Raw genomic sequence first — 18648 nt, forward strand, 5'->3', positions numbered from 1 at the left:
TGAAGTCACCTTCTTTTTTGTCTATCAAAAGAAGAAGGTATGGTTAACTAGGCTCGTAAAAAAACACTTTCATGCTTCCTATGCATGCGGATCAGACAACTGACATAACCGGGGCCTAGAGTAGAGTGGTTCAAAGGAATCAGAAGCTGCATGTTTCCCCTCCTTCAGTTTTTAGGATACCCTAAGTATTAAGCTAAATTCATATATACTTATACTGAATATAAGTTTTCTTCTAATTATTTCACGCGCCGCACCGTATAGATATACAGGCTATAGTTCTATACAGTACCTCCTAATATGAAAGCGATGAAAATACTCTACATGAAAGCGATGCAAATATTGAATATCCTCTGTTTTGCCATTAAAGCATAAAATATCAGAACGTGAGCTGATCGAGCGCCTTCAGTCGCGTGACCATATGGCTATCTCTGTTCTGTATGACAATTACTCTGCGGCAATATATGGCGTGATCCTGCGCGTTGTCCGGTGTGAGCACACGGCTGAGGACGTGATGCAGGAATGCTTTGTCAAAATATGGACGTCCATCTTAAGTTATGACCCCCTTAAGGCTAGGCTTTTCACTTGGTTGATACGCATTGCCCGCAACGCGGCCATCGACGCTTTGCGTTCGGCCCATTACAGGATGAGCCTGGGCACTTGCGACATAAAGGAGATAACGTTTGATGGGAATAACGCCATTCACACCTCCTTTAATCCAGACCCCATCGGCATCAGGCAACTCACTCAGGTCCTAAACACGGAGCAGAGGGAGGTGATCGACCTGCTTTACTTCGGAGGCCTCACCCAGACGGAGGCGGCAGAAGCGCTCAACATCCCGCTAGGAACCGTGAAAAACAGGTCAAGAACTGCCATTAGCAAACTTAAGAAACTTTTTGGACCTGCTTAAACAGGCAGGTCAACTAACAAAACTACAGGCAGATCCATGGATGAACTCCTAAACTTCCTCTATTCCTAGAGGAAGCATTACTCATAATTCATTGAAATTTACCTTGCTCCTGTTTTTGCCATAGCATTATTTGTAAGCTGAGAATCTGCTACAATTGATAGAGCCCCCTGTGCGCCTGGTCATGGGCAAGTGCTATTTATAACAATAACAGCAGTTATGTAAAATGCTGATGATCCCACTAGAAGATCGTTTCATTATTTATCCCTTTTATGGGACAACCAACAGCAGGGCCAACATACAAACCAACAGCAGTTGAAAGCCAACTTTGCAACACAAGAAATGGGTGCTCAAATAATGTACTTAGTTTTCATAGGTATTTATTGAGTATGGATAAAGTTTTTTGAGAAGAAGTATGGGGGCGCTTCATTACTTTACTAACATCAGGGGCACAGGGTTTCCGTTCTCCAGATTCATGTAAGGGCACTACTTTTTACATCGAGCTGCCAAAGGAGTAGCGCAGCAAATGAAGCTTGATGACTGAAATACAAAGCAAGAGAGAACAGAACAAAATAGGAGTGTAGCAGCAGTTAAAAACTTTTTTGTTACTTTTCTGTTACTCTAAAAACAAAAAACCCGCTTATTTGTTGAAATAAGCGGGTTTTTAAGCTTTACTGTGTAGCCCGTAGGATGGAATTATCGAACCATTTTCATAGGGATTTGGCTGCTCTTGAGCTATCCTTTGGTGTTTATTTAGAGGAATAATTTTTACTGTGTGGGTACATTTAAAATAGGGGTCTTTCGTTATTTGCTCCTGTACATTAAAAAATCCCGGTACCAAATTCCGGAGTCTTTTATAGTGCGCTGCTGCGTTTCATAATCTACGTGCACCAGACCAAAGCGGGGATCGTATCCTTCTGCCCATTCAAAATTATCAAGAAAAGACCACACGAAATACCCCTGCACGTTGGCGCCTTCCTGCTTTGCGCGCAGTACCTGCTGCAGGTAGCGTTGCAAAAAGTCTAGTCGTTGCTCGTCGTTAATCTGCCCATCCTTTAGCTCATCCGGGAAGGCTGCACCGTTTTCTGTAACGATCATTTTTTTGATGTTTTTATACTGGCTATACTTGTGCAGAAGGTGGTAGATACCCTCCGGGTATACTTCCCAGTTCATAAGCGTGTAAGGTACATTTCTCTTTTTAGGCGGCACCAGGTTAGCCTGTAGAAAGGGTGTCCAGAAAGAGTACTTTACTACTTCGCGTGTATAGTTCTGTATGCCTATAAAATCAAAATCAAATTGCAGCAGCGCTTCATCGTCGGGCTTCATGTATTTTTCAATGCGGCGCATGAATTTCAGGTCATCCAGCGGATATCCAAGCCCAAGTGCAGGCTCAAGAAAAAGCCTGTTTAGTAGCGCGTCTACCCGATGCGCTGCCTTTATGTCCTTTTCGCGTTGCCGGATGGGCTCTATGTGAGAGCAGGAAATGGTAGTGCCCACTTCTGCATGCGGGAGTATACTTTTTAAGATGCGGCCACCTTCGGCCTGGCAAAGGGCAGTGTGATGTACGGCAGGTATAAACGAGCCAAAGCCCCTGCGGCCAGGCGCATGAACTCCCAGAAAATAGCCGGCTCCGGTAAACACCATCGGCTCGTTCAGCACCATCCAATTATTCACTCTGTCGCCGAAGGTGTTGGCACAAAAAGCAGTATATTCCCCAAACCAGCTAACTATGTCGCGGTTTGGCCAGCCGCCTCTTTTCTCCAGTTCGTGCGGTAAATCCCAATGGTACAAAGTAACCCAGGGCGTGATGCCTAATTCCAGGCAATGGTCTATCAGGCGGTTGTAGTAGTCTATCCCTTGTTGGCTGATTTTACCTGTACCGGTAGGCATCAGGCGGGACCATGAAAGTGAAAAGCGAAAGTTCGGGATGGCCATCTCCTGCATCAGCATCAGGTCGTCGGGGTAGCGGTTAAAAAAATCGCAGGCAATTTTGCCGTGGTGGTTTTGTTTTACCTTACCTCTCTTGCCTGTGAAAACATCCCAGATGGAGGCACCTTTATCTGCTGTGTCGTGAGCACCTTCTATCTGGTAAGCTGCTGTGGCAACTCCCCAGTCAAAATCCTTCCCGAAATCCAGTCTATTCAATACAGGCTGATCCTGTACCTGTGCTGTGCTATTGTCTATCATAAAATAAGCAGCAGAAAAGATTCCTGCTGCACGAAAAAGCTATACTTTATACTTATGTGTTTTCATGCACTATACGTGCTAAAATCGCATCGGTCTCATCTGGGTAATGCACCTGAATTGGTTCACCGTGCTTCAGCCACTCGCTTATCTTGGGCAGGTGTTTTTTCTTGAGATTTTTAACAGTAGCTACTCCCATATGCTTCAGAGCTGCTGCGTTGCAAACCTGCTCGTACTGGTTTTTCATGGGCACCACCAGCAGCTTTTTTTGCAAGTATAAAACCTCTGATGGTGTTCCGAATCCTGCTGCGCAAAGCACCCCTGCCGAGGAGGCCATACTTTGCAAGAAAGCATCGTTCTGGATTGGTTTTATAGAGATATTTTCATGTTGGAAAGGCTGCTTGTTGTGCTTCGAAAAAACCTGCCACTCTACGTTTTTGAACCGGGAGAGCTTGTTTATAATTTTTTGGTCGTCGTGCGCGGGTAGGTATACAGTGTAGTGCCCCTGGTTGCTTACCTCTAGTTCCCGCACCTGCTTTCTAATGATAGGTGTAAAGATGGTATCGTCGAATTTAGCAAAGTGGAAGCCATACTGTGCAGTGGTAGGGGCGTAGTTTTTGAGGATAAACTTTCCCATGTGGTCTGTTTCCTTTGGCTTGGGCACGTTTTGGTTCAATACCGCCACCTGGTTGCTCAGCCCCACGCAATGTTTTTTTGCCCGCATGCAGGCCCAGGCTGTTACAGGCTCAAAGTCTGTGATAACAAGGTCATACTCATTTACGGGCAGCTGGCATGTTTCTTTGTAAAATGCACGGGAGTTAGCTTTCACAAATGTCCTGTAAAAGTCTACGCCTCCGCTCTTCCCAAAAACAAAACCAAGGCCTCTGAGTCTATACTTTACCGGGTATGGTAAGCTGAGATCCACCTGGCTGCCGCTCACAACTATGTCCACCTCACCGCGCTTTTGCAGGGCCGGTAAAATGTCCAGAGCACGGGTAAGGTGGCCATTACCTGTGCCCTGAATGGCATATAGTATTCTCAAGCTGATTTCAGGTTAAATTCTACCATCAGGCTATGGAACAGCTGTATATTGCTTGGCACAAGCTCCTCTTTCATGTCCATAACCACCGCATCCAGGTTCTCCCGGAACTTGTAAAGGCTCCAGGCACCCTTATTGTACTCTAAGGATGTCAGGTTCTCAATCCAATCACCGGAGTTCAGGTAGGTAACGCTGCCTTCTTCATTTGTGATCTCGCGCAGTTCCGGCTGATGAATATGGCCGCAAACCACATAGTCATATCCGGTGGATATGGCGATATCAGATGCAGTTTTCTCGAAGTTGTTGATGAACTTAACAGCGCTTTTAACACGGTTCTTAATGTTGCGGGACAGGTATACTTTCTCCCTGTTCAGCTTCAGGCAAAAGAAGTTTACCATACGGTTCAGCAGGATGAGCAAATCATAGCCATGTGCGCCTAACTTAGCCAGCCACTTAGAGTGCTGCATGGTTACATCAAACACATCGCCATGAAACATCCAGGCACGCTTACCGTCCATTTCCATTACCAGCTTATTCACAATCTGAAAGGAGCCAAGTTTTAGTCCGACAAACTTGCGAAGCATTTCATCATGGTTGCCGGTAATGTAGTACACTTTGGTGCCCTTGGCGATGAGGCCCATCAGGTGCTTGACTACACGCATGTGCGAAGCAGGCCAATAGCTTTTACTGAACTGCCAGATGTCTATGATGTCGCCGTTGAGAATAACGGTACCAGGCTTTATACTTTTAAGGTAGGCCAGCAGTTCTTTTGCGTGACAACCATAGGTGCCGAGGTGTACGTCGGATATGACAACTACCTCTACTTTTCTTTTTCTTGCCATATATCAGGCGTGGGTGAGAATTAAATTAGTCTCCATTAAATTTAAAAGGGGAGTAGAAGGAGTGCAGTCTGTACAGGAGAATGTCTAGAAGCTTGCTTGTGATAAAGCTTGCAAATGTTTTTGCCTTTTTCATTTCGTATAGTTTTAAGTCCTAATTCCCCTGGCTAAAGGTTGTTCCTAACTACGCTACTAAAGTATTGCTTGATTGTTAGCTGCAGGTTATGAGGTGGTTATGATTTTGTTAAGAATTATTTATCAGCACAGGTATATGAAGGTGCCATTATCAGTTTTGCTTTTATATGAAATATTTTTCATGTGAAGTTTTTGTGAATTTATCCTGCCGTTTAAGCCCAAAGGATTAATACAAACATAGTTTAGAGTTAATATTCGCGTAATCCGTCAAGTATAGTTTTGTGGCAGAAATCAACCAAAAAACTATGAGGATGAGAATCTTTACAATTTGTAGGTACAGCATCATCTGGGGCCTTGCCTTGCTGTGCTGCTTTAATGCTTCTGCACAAACACGTGCAGTAAAGGGAAAAGTAACAGATGAGAAAGGGCAGGGGCTACCTGGCACTAGTATCGCAGTGAAAGGTACTGCCAACGGTACAATCTCTGACGTTAACGGCAACTACAGCCTAGATGTAAACGATGAAACGGCGGTACTGCTGGTTAGCTTTGTGGGCTATCTGACCCAGGAGACGAGCATCGGCAACCGTGAAACCATCAATTTCCAACTGTTGCCAAACACCAAACAGCTGAACGTGGTAGTGGTTACAGCCCTTGGAATAGAGCGTGATGAAAAGGCGCTTGGCTACGCTGTAACAAAAGTAAGCGGCGAGCAACTGATGGAAGCACGTTCGAATAACTTTGCCAGTGCATTGTCTGGTAAAGTGGCCGGCTTGAGCCTTGTCTCTGCAGGTTCTGGCCCTATCAATACCACTACCATTAAATTAAGAGGCGATAACTCCTTAAACCCTGCTAATAACCAGGCGTTGATCGTGCTGGATGGCGTGCCGATGAACACCGGCCTTACTTCTTCTGGCGTAAACGATGCCTATGGTGCAGGTTCTGGTAACGATGTGCCGGTGGATTTCGGTAATGGTATCTCAAATATCAACCCAGACGACATTGAAAGTATAACTGTGCTGAAAGGCGCAAGTGCCGCAGCTCTTTACGGTCACCTGGCTGCTAACGGTGCTCTTATCATTACAACCAAATCCGGTTCGCGCAACAAAAAAGGACTGGGCGTAACGGTAAACACCAACATCAGCTTTGACGATGTGCTGAAATGGCCGGACTACCAGTATGAGTATGGTCAGGGTACAGGCAAGCAGTTGAATAAAAATAAAGAGCTGTACTACTCTTATGGTCCATCAGAAGACGGAAACAATACTGGTGGCACAAGTAGTGCTTACGGTCCCAAGTTCAATGGTCAGTTATACTACCAGTACGATCCTGCTACCGAAGGTCAGTCGCCGGAGCGCAGGTTATGGAGACCTTATAAAGACAACATCAAAGGCTTCTGGAGAACAGGACAGACCATTTCTAACAATGTGGCCATAGCAGGCGGCAACGAAAAAGGATCTGCCAGAGCGTCCATCACGCACACTAAAAACGAGTGGATAATGCCGAATACAGGCTTTGAGCGCCTGAATACTTCGCTTAGCCTGAACTACAAGGTAGCAGACAAACTGCGCCTGAACTCTAAAGTTAATTTTGCGCACAAGCAAAGTGATAACCTTCCGGCCACAGGCTACAACAACCAGTCTATCGCATACTTCATGATCTTCCAGAACCCGAGCATCGACCTGGCCTGGTATGAGCCAAGATGGAAGCAGGGGCAACACCAGGTAGATCAGCTTCATCCTTTCAGCCCTTTCATAGATAACCCATACGTGATTGCCTATGAGATGACCAATGGGGTAGACAACTACAGCACCGTTGGTAACATTTCTGCCACTTATGAAATCATGCCAAAGCTGGAGTTTATGCTACGTTCTGGTATAGACATGAGCACTGAAGATCGCGCCATGCAACGTCCTTTCAGCTCAGCCAACTTCCAGAAAGGTTATTTTAAGGAGCAGACGATTTTCGACCTGCAGCAGAACACTGATGCGATGTTGACTTACAAAAATCAGCTGACAAGCAGGATTGATGTTCGTGCGATGCTGGGTGGTAACATTATGTCGTCGCAGTACAAGCGCACAGAGGGCTACGTGGATGCGCTGGTAGTACCCGGTGTTTACAAACTTTCGAACGGTGTAAACAACCCTATGATGCGCACCGTTGAGCGCAACAGCGAAGTGCACAGCGTTTTCGGTTTGATGACTTTCTCTTATGACGACAAGATCTTTGTAGACGTGACAGCACGTAACGATTGGTCGAGCAAACTGCCTGTAAAGAACAGCTCTTTTTTCTACCCATCGGTTAACACCAGCTTTATACTTTCTGACCTGTTCCGATTGCCAACTGTAGTTTCTTATGCAAAGCTGAGACTCTCTGTTGCGGAAGTGGGTAACGGAGGCGATCCTTACCAGACAAATAGGTATTATATTCCAAGTGAGTTTGCCGGCTCTGCCACCGCAGATTATACTTTGTTCAACGCTGACCTGAAGCCGGAAATGGCTACGAACTATGAAGCTGGTCTAGAATATAAGCTTTTCGGCGGACGCTTGGGAATGGACATTAACTTCTACAGGAACATTACCCGCAACCAGATTGTAGCCGTTCCGCTTGACCCGACCACAGGTTATAGAGAAGCTTTCCTGAACGCAGGTAAAGTACAGAATCAGGGTATAGAGTTAGCGGTAACTGGCAAACTGCTGGATAATAACAACCTGAAGTGGAATTCTACCCTTACCTGGTCTAAGAACCAAAATGAGGTGTTAGAGCTAGCCGAAGGTATGGACGGAAGCCAGATCATTGGGTATGGCGGTAACGCTACCATCATTGCCAAAGTGGGCGGTACTACCGGCGACATCTACGGCTACGGCTTTGTTCGCAACCCGGAAGGCAAGATAGTTTATAACAAAGACGGCTTGCCAGAGCGTCCAGATGAAATTCAATACATCGGCAACGCTTACGCCGATTGGAAAGGTGGCTTGCACAACGAAATATCTTACAAAAACCTGCGCTTTAGCATGCTACTGGATGGCCAGTACGGCGGTATCGTTTACTCACAAACGCACCACAAAATGAGCGAAATGGGTAAGCTGGAGCACACACTTATGGGCCGCGAAGAAGGCTTCATCATCGGTGATGGAGTAGTAGACAACGGTGATGGAACATACTCTCCTAATACAGAGGATGTACTTCCTGTTGACTATTACAGAGAGTACTACCGTCGTGCCAACGTGGAGTCAAACTCTTTTGATGCCTCTTACCTGAAGCTGCGCGAGTTGAGACTGGAGTATAGCCTGCCACAGCAATTGCTTTCCAGGACCAAGTTTATCCAGGGTGCGAGTGTAGCAGTTTATGGCCGTAACCTTGCCATGATCACCGACTTCCCAATCTTCGATCCGGAGACAGCTGCACTTAACGGTTCTCAAGCATTGCCAGGTATAGAGATGGGCCAGCTGCCTACGCCAAGAACCTACGGCATGAACGTAACCCTGAAATTCTAATCCAGACTGAGAAACAAGTATGAAGCGCCGCCGCAGGTATAATGTGGCGGCGCTACCAAAAGCTAAAATTATGACAACGATAAAGAAATACCTGTTTGTATTGATGGCTGCACTTGGTACCATCAGTATCTCTTGTACCGATGATTTCGAGGAGCTGAACGTAGACCCGAATAAGATCGACAAGATCAGCCCGGGCACACTGCTGAACCCGATCATTTATGAGATGGCCAGCTTTAACACTTCGCGTGCCGATGCCTTTACCTTTGAGATAATGCAGGTAGGGTTGCCTTACCCAAGTCCATCAGGAGGGGAGCATCGCTACGACATCAGCGAAGCTGCCGGTAATTCTACCTGGAACAACTACTACCGCTGGATAAAGAACATCAAAGAGATGGAAAAAACAGCGGTGGCTGCGGAAGATAAGAACTACGAAGCTATTGCGCTTACACTAAACGCCTGGGTTTACTCTTTGCTTACCGACAGCTTTGGTGATGTACCGATGACTGAGGCTGCACGCGGTGATGAGAAAATTTTGCACCCGGCCTTCAATACACAGAAGGAAGTATACACTAAGATTTTGGCTGACCTGGAAAGGGCAAACACGTTGTTTGATACATCGAAGCCAATGATTTATGGCAAAGACATATTGTTTGAGAACAATATTGGCAACTGGAGAAAATTCAGTAACTCTATGCGCCTGCGACTGCTGCTTCGTGTTTCTAAGCGCACAGAGATGAACGCTTATGCAAAGATGGCAGAGATCATCAACAACCCTGCTATTCACCCGATCTTCACCAAGAACGAAGAGGCGGCTATACTTAAGATCACAGGTGTAACGCCGCTTGTATCGCCTTGGGGCCGCGCCATCGACTTCACCACTTTCCGCTCTATGTCGGAGTTTTTTGTAAACAACCTGAATGACCTGAACGACCCGCGCCGCGCAAAGTTCATGATTCAGGCGAAGTCTAAAGACGGAAAGACCTCTATCGGTTACAAAGGTATACCGAGCGGTTATACCGGCAGCGATTCACAGTTCGATTTTATCCCATCCAACCACAACATCGCACTCGTTACGGCGCCAATGGTTTCTGTAATAATGGGATATGCCGAGGTAGAGTTTATTAAAGCAGAGTTGGCTATGCAAGGTCATATTGGAGGTGATGCCAAAGCATTCTATGAAAAAGGTGTGAAGGCAGCAGTTGAGCAGTGGGGTGCCACGCTTCCTGCCGACTACTTCACCAACCCGAAAGCTGCTTACGATGGCACGTTAGAGCGTATCATTCTGCAGAAGTATTATGCTTTATACTTCAATGATTATCAGCAGTGGTTCGAGTACCGCCGCACAGGTTTCCCTGTGTTGCCAAAAACACCTGCTATGCTAAATAACCAGCAGGTGCCGGTGCGCTTTAAGTATCCGGATTTGGTGCAGATCTACAACGTTGAAAACTACAATAAAGCAGTGTCAGCAATGGGTGGCGACAACATCAATTCCAAAGGCTGGTGGGAGAAATAAAAAGCATTTAAAAATACACTTTTCAATTACTGAGGCGGGTGCTACAGGTGCCCGCTTCTTTTCCATGTCCATCTTCACATCTATTTATACTTACAAAATCCATGTCACAGAAAAGAAGAACCTTTCTTAAATCTTTGGGCCTTGCAGGGGTTGGCTTTACGCTATCGCCAAGTATACTGCAGGCCAAACCGAAAGCATTAGCAATAGGCAAAGACCTGTCTTTAGTTACACTTAGCGGCAAAGTATACGCTAACGGAAAAGGTGTTGCTGGTGTAGCTGTTACCGACGGCATAAATGTGGTGCTGACCGATGCCAGCGGAAAGTACGAATTCGAGAGCAATGCAACAGCTGAGTTTGTGTACATCTCCATACCACGTGGCTACGAGTTTAACAACGAGAAAAGCATTACCCGTTTCTATAAAAAGATTGAGTCCATCAAAGGTCGTTTTAAAGCTGACTTTGATCTGAAGAAACTGGCTCAGGACGATACCAAACACAACTTCGTAGTTTGGGCCGATCCGCAGATTATATCGGAGGCAGACGCTGTGCAGCTAAAGCAGGAGTCTGCGCCGGACCTGAAGCAACTGGTGGGCAGTTACCCGAAAGACACGTTGTTCCATGGCATCGGCTGTGGCGATTTGGTATGGGATAAGTTTGAGCTGTTTGAGGATTACCAGGAGGCGCTTGCCATTACGGGTGTTCCGTTCTTCCAGGTAATCGGAAATCACGACATGAACCTGGATGCCCGCACCGACGAAGGCTCGGCAGAAAAATTCAAGGAACTGTTTGGCCCAACCTACTACTCCTTTAACCGTGGCGACATACACTATGTGGTGCTGGATGACGTGTTCTTTATCGGTACTGCTAAAAAGTACATTGGCTACTTAACAGAGCGCCAGTTGGCTTGGCTGGAGCAGGATTTAGCTATCGTTAAACCTGGTTCTACGGTGGTGGTAAATGTGCACATTCCGGTTTACACCAAACAACACATCCGGAATAAAGATAAAGAGGAATCTATAGGTGGTGTGGTGTCTAATAGAAAGGAACTGTACCGCATCCTGAAGCCATACAAGGCGCATATCATGTCGGGCCACACGCACTTTAACGAGAAAATTGTAGACAACGAGAATATCGTAGAGCACGTGCACGGCACCGTTTGCGGCGCTTGGTGGACGGGTCCAATTTGTTACGATGGTACACCAAGCGGTTACGGCGTGTATGAAGTAAACGGTTCGGATGTGCAATGGTACTACAAGTCTACAGGCCTGCCGAAAGAACACCAGCTGCGAATTTACCCTGCGGGTGCTGTGGCAGAAAAGCCTGAGCACGTTGCGGCCAACGTCTGGAACTGGGACCCGGAATGGAAAGTGGAGTGGCTGGAAGACGGCAAACCGATGGGAGAGATGCAGCGTGAAACTGCTAAAGACCCGCTATCCATAGAGTTGCATGAAGGAGCAGCCAAGCCTGCCAAGCATAAATGGGTAGAGCCTCTGCTAACAGACCACATGTTCTTTGCCAAGCCGTCTGCTGCTGCATCAAGTATAACTGTTGTGGCTACTGATCGCTTTGGTAAAATTTACAAGGAAGAGCTGAAGCTGGAGACAACGCAAAGTCTGGTGAGGTAACTCAACTATAGTATAAAGTTTAAAAAAGCTGTTCTATTTATTTAGAGCAGCTTTTTTATTTGCTACAGATCCCTCGAAAGCAATCTTAACATAACGGTTAAAGTAGCTTTACCATCAGTAAACACAAGCTTATACCTTTTCGAAAAATAACAAATGATGTTTCAATTTCATCTCTATCCAAAGAATTAACGCCATGTCAAAGTTTATCAACTTCAAAAGCTTGGCATCAGGTACGCAGCTAGAGACACCATCTGGATTAGGCACATTTGTATCTTATAAACAAGGTAACTTCAGAAACCAGGATGTGCTAGTGGAGCATCTTTTCGGTAAACTGGTTTGGTACAAAGAGGATGTGTTGGGTAAGCCCAACGGAACGGAAGCGACTGTGGTAAGACTGGCCCAAACCCCGTACTCTAATAGTCAATTTGCCCGCTTATAAAGCTGTTCATTCGTTCAAACTAACAGAAATCTTTTGGGTAAAGTGTAAACTGTTGATAGTAGTGGCTGCAGGAGAGAAGAGAAAGTCGTATAACAAGTTCGATAAGCCTCCCCTTCGGTTAAAAATATCGAACCAAAAAAGCCGCTCCATTTGAAATGAAGCGGCTTTTATACTATGGTAGACCGAAGGATTGAATTATCGAACCTTTTCCACGATGATCTGAAGTCTATGGAGGGGTGGCTGCAGGCAGGGGAGGGCTAGTCTTCTTGATAAGTTTTGCTTAATTACTATATACTATGGAAATTACCAAAGGGAGGGGAAGCCTAGAAAAGTTGCCTTTTAGGGTGGCTTTACCGCTTAAGCACATAGTGCAGATAAATGTCACAGTGACGTTTATACAGTAGTGCTTGTATTGACTTTGTCAATGTTTCGGGCATGATAACTTGAGCTTGGCACTTAAGCCTAAAAGCTGGGGAAAGAGTAAAATCAGGTACAGGAGCTTTTGCAGCAAGACCTTTCCCAACATTGAGTGCGTGAACTCTACCGGTAGTGTGGTCCTGCTGCCCCATTAGGTTTCAAACTGGGCGATGGAGCCCGCATAGAAGAGTAAGCTGGCTGGGCGGCAGGCAAGGGCTGTTGTATTTACCCCAAAACACGAAAGCCTATGAAAAAGCAAACCTTCACAAGAAAGAGTGTCGTCAACCTGCCACTGGTCAATCCGAATGCGGCAGGTATCGACGTAGGAGACACCATTCACGCCGTCGCCGTGCCCGAAGATAGGGGTCCAGAGCCGGTCAGGTCCTTTGGGACGATGACCGGCGATTTGGAAGCCATCGCCGTCTGGCTGCTCGAGTGCGGGGTGGACACAGTGGCCATGGAGAGCACGGGCGTGTACTGGAAGCCCTTGTTCACCCTGCTCATCCAGCAGGGCCTGGAGGTGTAGCTGGTCAATGCCAAGCAGGTCAAGAACGTGTGCGGCAGGAAGAACGATGAGGATGACGCGCGCTGGATCCAGAAGCTGCACAGTTGCGGACTGCTTCGCAGCAGCTACCTGCCCGATGACGAGCATGAAGCTCTGCGCACCCTGGTGCGCCATCGCAAGGCTTTGGTGAAGGACCGAAGCCGCTGCGTGTTCCGCATGCAGAAGGCCCTGGAGCTGATGAACGTGAAGGTGCACACGCTCCTGCGTGACATCACCGGCAAGGCCGGCCTTGCCATCATTGAGGCCATCCTGCGGGGGGAACGGACAGCGGAGAACTTCCTTGCCTGCGTCCACTTCAAGGTGAAGGCCGACAGGGCCACCATCCTCAAGTCACTGCAGGGCAACTGGCGGGAAGAGCAGCTTTACCTGCTGGAGGATTGTTACATGAACTATCAGTACCTGACCCAGCGTATCGCCTCGTGCGACGTGGCCATCGAGCGGCAGCTCGAACACTACCACAGGGAGATTCGGCCTGAAGCGGCGCCTGAACGTGAGGCCACCTCCACCAAGAGGGCCAATAGGAACAAGCCCTCATTCAACACCTACTCCTACCTGAAAAAAGTGCTAGGAGTGGACGTAATGGCTATCTACGGCATTAGCGACATTGCCGCTTTAGAGATTCTCTCGGAGACGGGCACAGACATGAGCAAATGGGAAACAGCTAAGCACTTTGTCAGCTGGCTCAATCTGTGCCCTAACAACAAAATATCAGGCGGGAAGCTTATCAGCAGCACACTGATGAAGAAGAAGCCCAACCCGGCCAGTCATGCTTTCCGCAACGCCGCCAATGCTGTGCAGCGGAGCGACAACTGGCTCGGTGACTACTTCCGCCGGATGAAAGCAAAGGGCGGTAACAAGTATGCCACCGTGGCCACGGCTAATAAACTTGCCACTATTTACTACAAAATGGTATCTTGCCAACAGGAGTTTAGGCCCGTAGAATTAGCTGCTTACCAGAAGAAGTACAAGCAAGCAAAGATTATGTATCTGGAGCGAAGGCTTCATGAACTCAAAAAAGAAGCTGCTTAGTTGTTATATAGAAGTTGGGCTGCATTACAATTTATAGATAGTTCACATGACTCCAGAGGAAAAGGAAAGACAAAGGTTCATCAATAAAATAGTTTTTAACGCAAGAGCTATAATATCAAACCAAGTCGTTGTTCCACTGGGAGTCTAATTACCTGCCTGTTTTTCTCACCTTAATTTAGCCGAACCTTTTCTGCGCAGGCCGTGCAGATGCTCTCCTGGTTTATAACTACAAGCTCGCACTGCCGTTAGAAAGTAGGTAATATATCTACAAACCTATAACAAAACGCTATGGGTAGATACAACAGAGACCGATTAGGCTCAGGCTACGGGGATGATTATTACGACCGCTACGGTGATCTTAACCGTGACGGCCACAACCGCTACTACGACTTCGACCGCGGCGACCGTTACCGCGATGACCGTCACCTCGACAGGGACAGGGACAGGGACAGCGACAATAGGCTGGACCCTGAAACACGCAACAAGTTCGAAAGAGAATACCGTGCGCGATTCGAAAACGACAATCGCTATAACAGTGTATACCAGGACCGCGACCGTTTCCGCAACAACTACCGCGACGAAGATGACAGGTACTCCCGCTATGATGACCGCAGAGACTGGAGCGGCTCCAGAGGCTACAGCAACAACGACCTAGAGGACCAGAAGCGCAGCAGCAGAGAAAGACGCAGCTTGGGTGATAGACACCAAGGCTACGGCATGTCAAACTACGACAGCGCTTCCGACCGTTACACCACCCGGAACTCACGGGGCCGCAACGGCATGGACTACGACCAATCATACTACTCCGGCGGTTATTGATCAGATCCTGAGAAGAACTAAGGCAGCTCTTAAAACAGGAAAGTGCGCTGCCAAAAGAGTTGATTTTTAGGTGCGGCGCAGGGTACGTTGCTTGCATTGTGCTGCTGATCTATGAGACTAAGAAGCCGCTCCATTTTATGTGGAGCGGCTTTTACTTTTTATGTTAATACAAGTAACCTGACGCTAAATAAAACTCAGGGAAGAGGGGCAAATCTGGTTCCTGCCTTTCTGAATGTGCAGGCAACAAATGGTGTGGTGCATCTAATCGACAAAGTTATTTTACCGGGTCTTGAAAGCTAGTTAGCACCTTTGGGGTCCGGGTAGTGTCTAAGGTGAAATGAAAAAGGCCTTCAGTGTTAACTGAAGGCCTTTCGTGTAGACCAAAGTTGTCAAAAATCGAACATTATCTTTGATGATTTAACTGCCATTGCAGAATTCTGCCGGTCTCAGGAAGAAAATAAAACTCACGAAAAGCTTTCAGCAAAATAGATTGTTGCTCCTATTATTAGCCTAGCATTTTACGCAACTATGACTCATACAATCCTAAACAGGACAAATGTTTAGTAGATTATGGGGAGTCTTTGTAATCCCAACAAAGGTTTGTGCAACAGTAACATCTCTATTGAATTATTGTGTCAATCAAATGGTAAGATAATTGAACCTTGACTAAAGGGATTTCATAGCTGTAGATTAGTGTGTGAAGATATAAGAGTAACGCCTTCTTAAGGATTAAACCTAAGGTTCAGGTAAGGGCCTACGTTCAGGGTGTAAGTCTCGTTAAACCTAGCAGGCATATTTTCACTGCCCAAGAAGATATTTCTTAGCCCTCTCTCTACACTAATGCCATAGCCAACAGTCAGGCCTCCGATCCGTTTCTCCTGACCCAAAGCCCCTCGCACACCATAGTCATATTGACTGTACCTGCTTTGGGTTTCTCGCAGTTCACCTTGTTTGTCGTACAGAAACCCACCGAATAAACCGGCTTTAACGGTGATATCAGAGAGCAGGGATTTCCTGTTTTGAAGCAAGTTGTACTGATACTGTACATACCCTTTATAGTAGGTTAGCTCGAGTCCCTTTCTGATATAGCTGCCATCCCCGAAGGTTTTGTATTCTTGCCCGTTCTTTGCAAGGTGAACCTCCGCGGAAATTATACTTTTGCTGCTGAGATGGTATCCAAGTGTAAGACCTATACTTTCCTTGAACGTAGGGCTGCTTGAGATAAGGCTTCCTCTATCGAAGCTCCTTTGGGTTTCATTATTTAGTAACCAGCTATTGTTATAGGATAAGGTTAAACCAAGGTTGAGCCTGCTCAATATTATTGGCTTTTTCTCGTACTCTTCAGTAGCATTGTTTTGAACCTCAGCCATAGGCCTGAAGCCTAAGGAGTCGAAGGCTGCATAAATTCCCTTGTTCAGCGGGTCAGGTATCACCGTCCTTGTTTTCAGGAGATCCGAAGGAGTACTTTTTGATATACTGCCCAGGGAAGCCAAACTATTATCTGTTGAAGGAAGTGTTGATGCTTCGTGCTCAAGAATATTCTCATGCACTCCGGTAACAGACTTAAGAGAGACCTTCGAAGCATCTTCGTCTTCATGAAAGGGGGATTCTTCCTGTTGCTGATTTACCTGGTGTTCTGATAAATTTTCGCTGATGTTTCCTAGCTGGGGTGATTGCTGCTCTTCAGTAGTGGCGGATGTATTTTCATTGTTCTTTTTTACACCGAAACCGGTGGCCAAACTTTCTCTTGCAAGAGTGTCAGCTAACAATATGGAAGTTTCAGAGTCTCTGACTAATAAAGTCTTAGTATCTTCCGAATTTAAATAGTAGGCACCTGCAATCCCAACCATAAATAGGAACATGGCAGCTACTGCTGTCCACTGCCATTTATGCCAGCTTATACCTCCTGTTCTATCAAGTTCTTTACTGACCCTTGTCCAGACTAGATCGATGTTCAGTTGCTTGTTAATGGACTGCCAGACATGAGAAGGCGCTATATGGTGCTGCGAAGAATAGCTCTCTTTTATTTTTTGGAATAAATAAGATTCTTCTGATTCGGGCGCCGCATCAACAGGAGAATTTTCATCAAGGGAAGCGGACAGATCATTCCACAGAAGGTCTGGAGCCTTCTTGTTCATCTGTCCAAAGCTGTTCTTTATCTTATCGTTCAGCTTGTCGTTCTTCTCCTTCATCACCTAAGCTATTTGATCTTTAAGGTTAGCACCAATTAATAGGTAAATACTACTTCCGCTCCTTTGTTAAAACGGCTTACCACAATTTCATAGATGTCTTCGTTTATTTCTTCATTTATAAGAATTGTAGCTACCCCATTTCTTTGAACCACTTCCGCGCTTTCAAAATAAGAAGAAGGAACAGCCTGAAACCAATAGAAAGGGTTTAATCTGATGGTGGCAGCGGTTGGTGTTTCTCTCTTTAGGATGATCTGATTTCCGTCTGGCAAGCTTTTAGCCACAACTTCAAAATCTTCCGATGATTGAAGCTCAAGAATAAAAGGAAGCTCAGTTCCTCCACTCGGACGGTACATACCTTTCACTACAAGACCGCTCCTTCCTTGATTATCGTCAGAGTCATCATTCTCAAAGGTTTCAAAACCTATGGTTATTCGGTTATAGTTTCCCTGCGGAACTTGGAACTTCAGTTCCCCAATATTTTGATCGGGAGAAAAAGGGACATAAAGTCCCTGCTTGTATTCTTTTTCGAAATGAATGCCCTCTGCTTGCTCCCTGTCTCCTTCAAACTCAAAAGAAGATAAAATAACATGACCTTCTGTAAAGCGAATGTTGCTGCCAGAGGTCTGCTCCCTCTGCATATCTACCTGAAAGCTTACATCAACGGGTATTTTGAACTCATCTTCTTTCTCACATGAGAGAAGAAAGCAGGAAAGGAAAAGCACTAGAAACGATACTCTTCTCATTTTGAAAACTCTTTTACTATGACGTCTTTTCACTACCTTGTTAGAATAAGCGCTATTGATGTTAAGATGCATATCAAGCCGTAAACGTTGGAAGATAACGGTAAATAATTTTAATTTTCCATAAAGTTTTTTACATTTCTGCATTTTTACCCTCCTTTATAGCCTTTGATAAAGCGATTACCTTACTTTCCTGTCTTGCAATAGATTCTTTTAACAGGAATCTTGCCCTGTTGAGCTGCGACCTTGAAGTTCCTTCTGATGTTCCCATCAGCTCCGCTATTTCCTTGTGGTCATAACCTTCAATGGCGAAAAGTTTCAAAACCATACCTGCCTTTGATGGTAGCTGGTTAACTAAGGCAATCAGCTCATCAGCGTGGAGCCTGTCTAGGATATTATCCACCAAAGGGTCGATATAGTTTTGGTAAATATCAAGATGCTCTTTTTCCCGCTTTTTCTTTTGATAATATGCAAGCGCCGTATTAACCATTATTTTCCGGACCCAGCCTTCAAAGGAACCGGTAAATTCATACGAGGCAAGGCTACGGAACACCTTAATGAAACCTTCCTGCAGCACATCGCAGGCTTCGTCCTCATCTTTGGTATAGATAAGGCAGACATTATACATTTTATCTGCATGCTGCCTGTACAGCATTTCCTGCGCCCGACGCTCCTTGGCAATACATTTCTCGATAAGTTCTCTCTCAGACATAG

General features: G+C 46.0%; 13 protein-coding genes and 1 pseudogene. 8 read left to right on the top strand and 6 right to left on the bottom strand.

Annotated elements, in window-relative coordinates:
* Positions 1-418: 418 nt before the first annotated feature.
* Entirely contained in the window at positions 419-907 is a 489-nt protein-coding gene (locus tag K0O23_RS12045) for an RNA polymerase sigma factor (protein WP_219877679.1), read from the top strand.
* 801 nt (positions 908-1708) lie between these two features.
* Here the strand turns inward: K0O23_RS12045 and K0O23_RS12050 are convergent.
* Genes K0O23_RS12050 through K0O23_RS12060 form a run of 3 tightly spaced genes read right to left on the bottom strand, consistent with a single transcriptional unit; the run spans position 1709 to position 4969 of the window.
* Positions 1709-3091, bottom strand: a complete 1383-nt coding sequence (locus K0O23_RS12050; RefSeq protein ID WP_219877680.1) for a GH1 family beta-glucosidase — start codon at positions 3089-3091, stop codon at positions 1709-1711.
* Between the two features lie 52 nt (positions 3092-3143).
* Entirely contained in the window at positions 3144-4130 is a 987-nt protein-coding gene (locus K0O23_RS12055) for a glycosyltransferase family protein (protein WP_219877681.1), read from the bottom strand.
* Positions 4127-4969, bottom strand: a complete 843-nt coding sequence (locus K0O23_RS12060) for a UDP-2,3-diacylglucosamine diphosphatase (protein ID WP_219877682.1) — start codon at positions 4967-4969, stop codon at positions 4127-4129. Before K0O23_RS12060 ends, K0O23_RS12055 begins: the two co-directional genes overlap by 4 nt.
* Before the next feature lie 437 nt (positions 4970-5406).
* Between K0O23_RS12060 and K0O23_RS12065 the strand changes: the two genes are divergently transcribed.
* The 7 genes and pseudogenes from K0O23_RS12065 to K0O23_RS20505 all read left to right on the top strand — a co-directional run bounded on the left by K0O23_RS12065 (position 5407) and on the right by K0O23_RS20505 (position 15302).
* Positions 5407-8595: a SusC/RagA family TonB-linked outer membrane protein gene (locus tag K0O23_RS12065; RefSeq protein WP_219877683.1), complete on the top strand. Its 3189-nt coding sequence runs from the start codon at positions 5407-5409 to the stop codon at positions 8593-8595.
* A 70-nt stretch (positions 8596-8665) separates the two neighbouring features.
* Positions 8666-10108 carry a SusD/RagB family nutrient-binding outer membrane lipoprotein gene (locus K0O23_RS12070; protein ID WP_219877684.1) on the top strand — a complete coding sequence of 481 codons (1443 nt, stop codon included), beginning with the start codon at positions 8666-8668 and terminating at the stop codon, positions 10106-10108.
* Between the two features lie 101 nt (positions 10109-10209).
* The gene (locus K0O23_RS12075) at positions 10210-11733 is read left to right on the top strand and encodes a calcineurin-like phosphoesterase C-terminal domain-containing protein (RefSeq protein WP_219877685.1); all 1524 of its coding nucleotides are present in this window, start codon (positions 10210-10212) and stop codon (positions 11731-11733) included.
* Between the two features lie 193 nt (positions 11734-11926).
* Positions 11927-12172, top strand: coding sequence for a hypothetical protein (locus tag K0O23_RS12080; RefSeq protein WP_219877686.1), 246 nt, complete (start codon positions 11927-11929; stop codon positions 12170-12172).
* A 664-nt stretch (positions 12173-12836) separates the two neighbouring features.
* A pseudogene (locus K0O23_RS12090) lies at positions 12837-14183 on the top strand (IS110 family transposase).
* A 288-nt stretch (positions 14184-14471) separates the two neighbouring features.
* A complete protein-coding gene (locus tag K0O23_RS12095) occupies positions 14472-15002 on the top strand; it encodes a hypothetical protein (RefSeq protein WP_219877689.1) in 531 nt (176 codons plus the stop codon).
* 111 nt (positions 15003-15113) lie between these two features.
* Complete coding sequence (locus K0O23_RS20505; RefSeq protein WP_354353340.1) at positions 15114-15302, top strand: fasciclin domain-containing protein; 189 nt, start codon at positions 15114-15116, stop codon at positions 15300-15302.
* A gap of 422 nt (positions 15303-15724) precedes the next feature.
* Here the strand turns inward: K0O23_RS20505 and K0O23_RS12100 are convergent, their stop codons facing one another.
* From K0O23_RS12100 to K0O23_RS12110, 3 genes are read right to left on the bottom strand one after another with little or no spacing between them, the layout of a single operon-like run.
* Entirely contained in the window at positions 15725-17194 is a 1470-nt protein-coding gene (locus K0O23_RS12100; protein WP_219877690.1) for a hypothetical protein, read from the bottom strand.
* Positions 17195-17229: 35 nt separating this feature from the next.
* Positions 17230-18081, bottom strand: coding sequence for a hypothetical protein (locus tag K0O23_RS12105; protein ID WP_219877691.1), 852 nt, complete (start codon positions 18079-18081; stop codon positions 17230-17232).
* Positions 18068-18646: an RNA polymerase sigma factor gene (locus tag K0O23_RS12110; RefSeq protein WP_219877692.1), complete on the bottom strand. Its 579-nt coding sequence runs from the start codon at positions 18644-18646 to the stop codon at positions 18068-18070. The genes K0O23_RS12105 and K0O23_RS12110 overlap by 14 nt, the downstream gene beginning before the upstream one ends.
* Positions 18647-18648: the final 2 nt, after the last annotated feature.

Origin of the sequence: Pontibacter aydingkolensis (genome assembly GCF_019443125.1) — a bacterium.
GTDB classification, from domain to species: Bacteria; Bacteroidota; Bacteroidia; order Cytophagales; family Hymenobacteraceae; genus Pontibacter; species Pontibacter aydingkolensis.

Bases quoted from the DNA above. Each gene is read 5' to 3' on its own strand.
- K0O23_RS12105 (WP_219877691.1), bottom strand. From the start codon at position 18,081: ATGCAGAAATGTAAAAAACTTTATGGAAAATTAAAATTATTTACCGTT.
- K0O23_RS12080 (WP_219877686.1), top strand. From the start codon at position 11,927: ATGTCAAAGTTTATCAACTTCAAAAGCTTGGCATCAGGTACGCAGCTA.
- K0O23_RS12100 (WP_219877690.1), bottom strand. From the start codon at position 17,194: ATGAAGGAGAAGAACGACAAGCTGAACGATAAGATAAAGAACAGCTTT.
- K0O23_RS12060 (WP_219877682.1), bottom strand. From the start codon at position 4,969: ATGGCAAGAAAAAGAAAAGTAGAGGTAGTTGTCATATCCGACGTACAC.
- K0O23_RS12065 (WP_219877683.1), top strand. From the start codon at position 5,407: ATGAGGATGAGAATCTTTACAATTTGTAGGTACAGCATCATCTGGGGC.
- K0O23_RS12070 (WP_219877684.1), top strand. From the start codon at position 8,666: ATGACAACGATAAAGAAATACCTGTTTGTATTGATGGCTGCACTTGGT.
- K0O23_RS12075 (WP_219877685.1), top strand. From the start codon at position 10,210: ATGTCACAGAAAAGAAGAACCTTTCTTAAATCTTTGGGCCTTGCAGGG.
- K0O23_RS12050 (WP_219877680.1), bottom strand. From the start codon at position 3,091: ATGATAGACAATAGCACAGCACAGGTACAGGATCAGCCTGTATTGAAT.
- K0O23_RS12110 (WP_219877692.1), bottom strand. From the start codon at position 18,646: ATGTCTGAGAGAGAACTTATCGAGAAATGTATTGCCAAGGAGCGTCGG.
- K0O23_RS12095 (WP_219877689.1), top strand. From the start codon at position 14,472: ATGGGTAGATACAACAGAGACCGATTAGGCTCAGGCTACGGGGATGAT.
- K0O23_RS12045 (WP_219877679.1), top strand. From the start codon at position 419: ATGGCTATCTCTGTTCTGTATGACAATTACTCTGCGGCAATATATGGC.
- K0O23_RS20505 (WP_354353340.1), top strand. From the start codon at position 15,114: ATGAGACTAAGAAGCCGCTCCATTTTATGTGGAGCGGCTTTTACTTTT.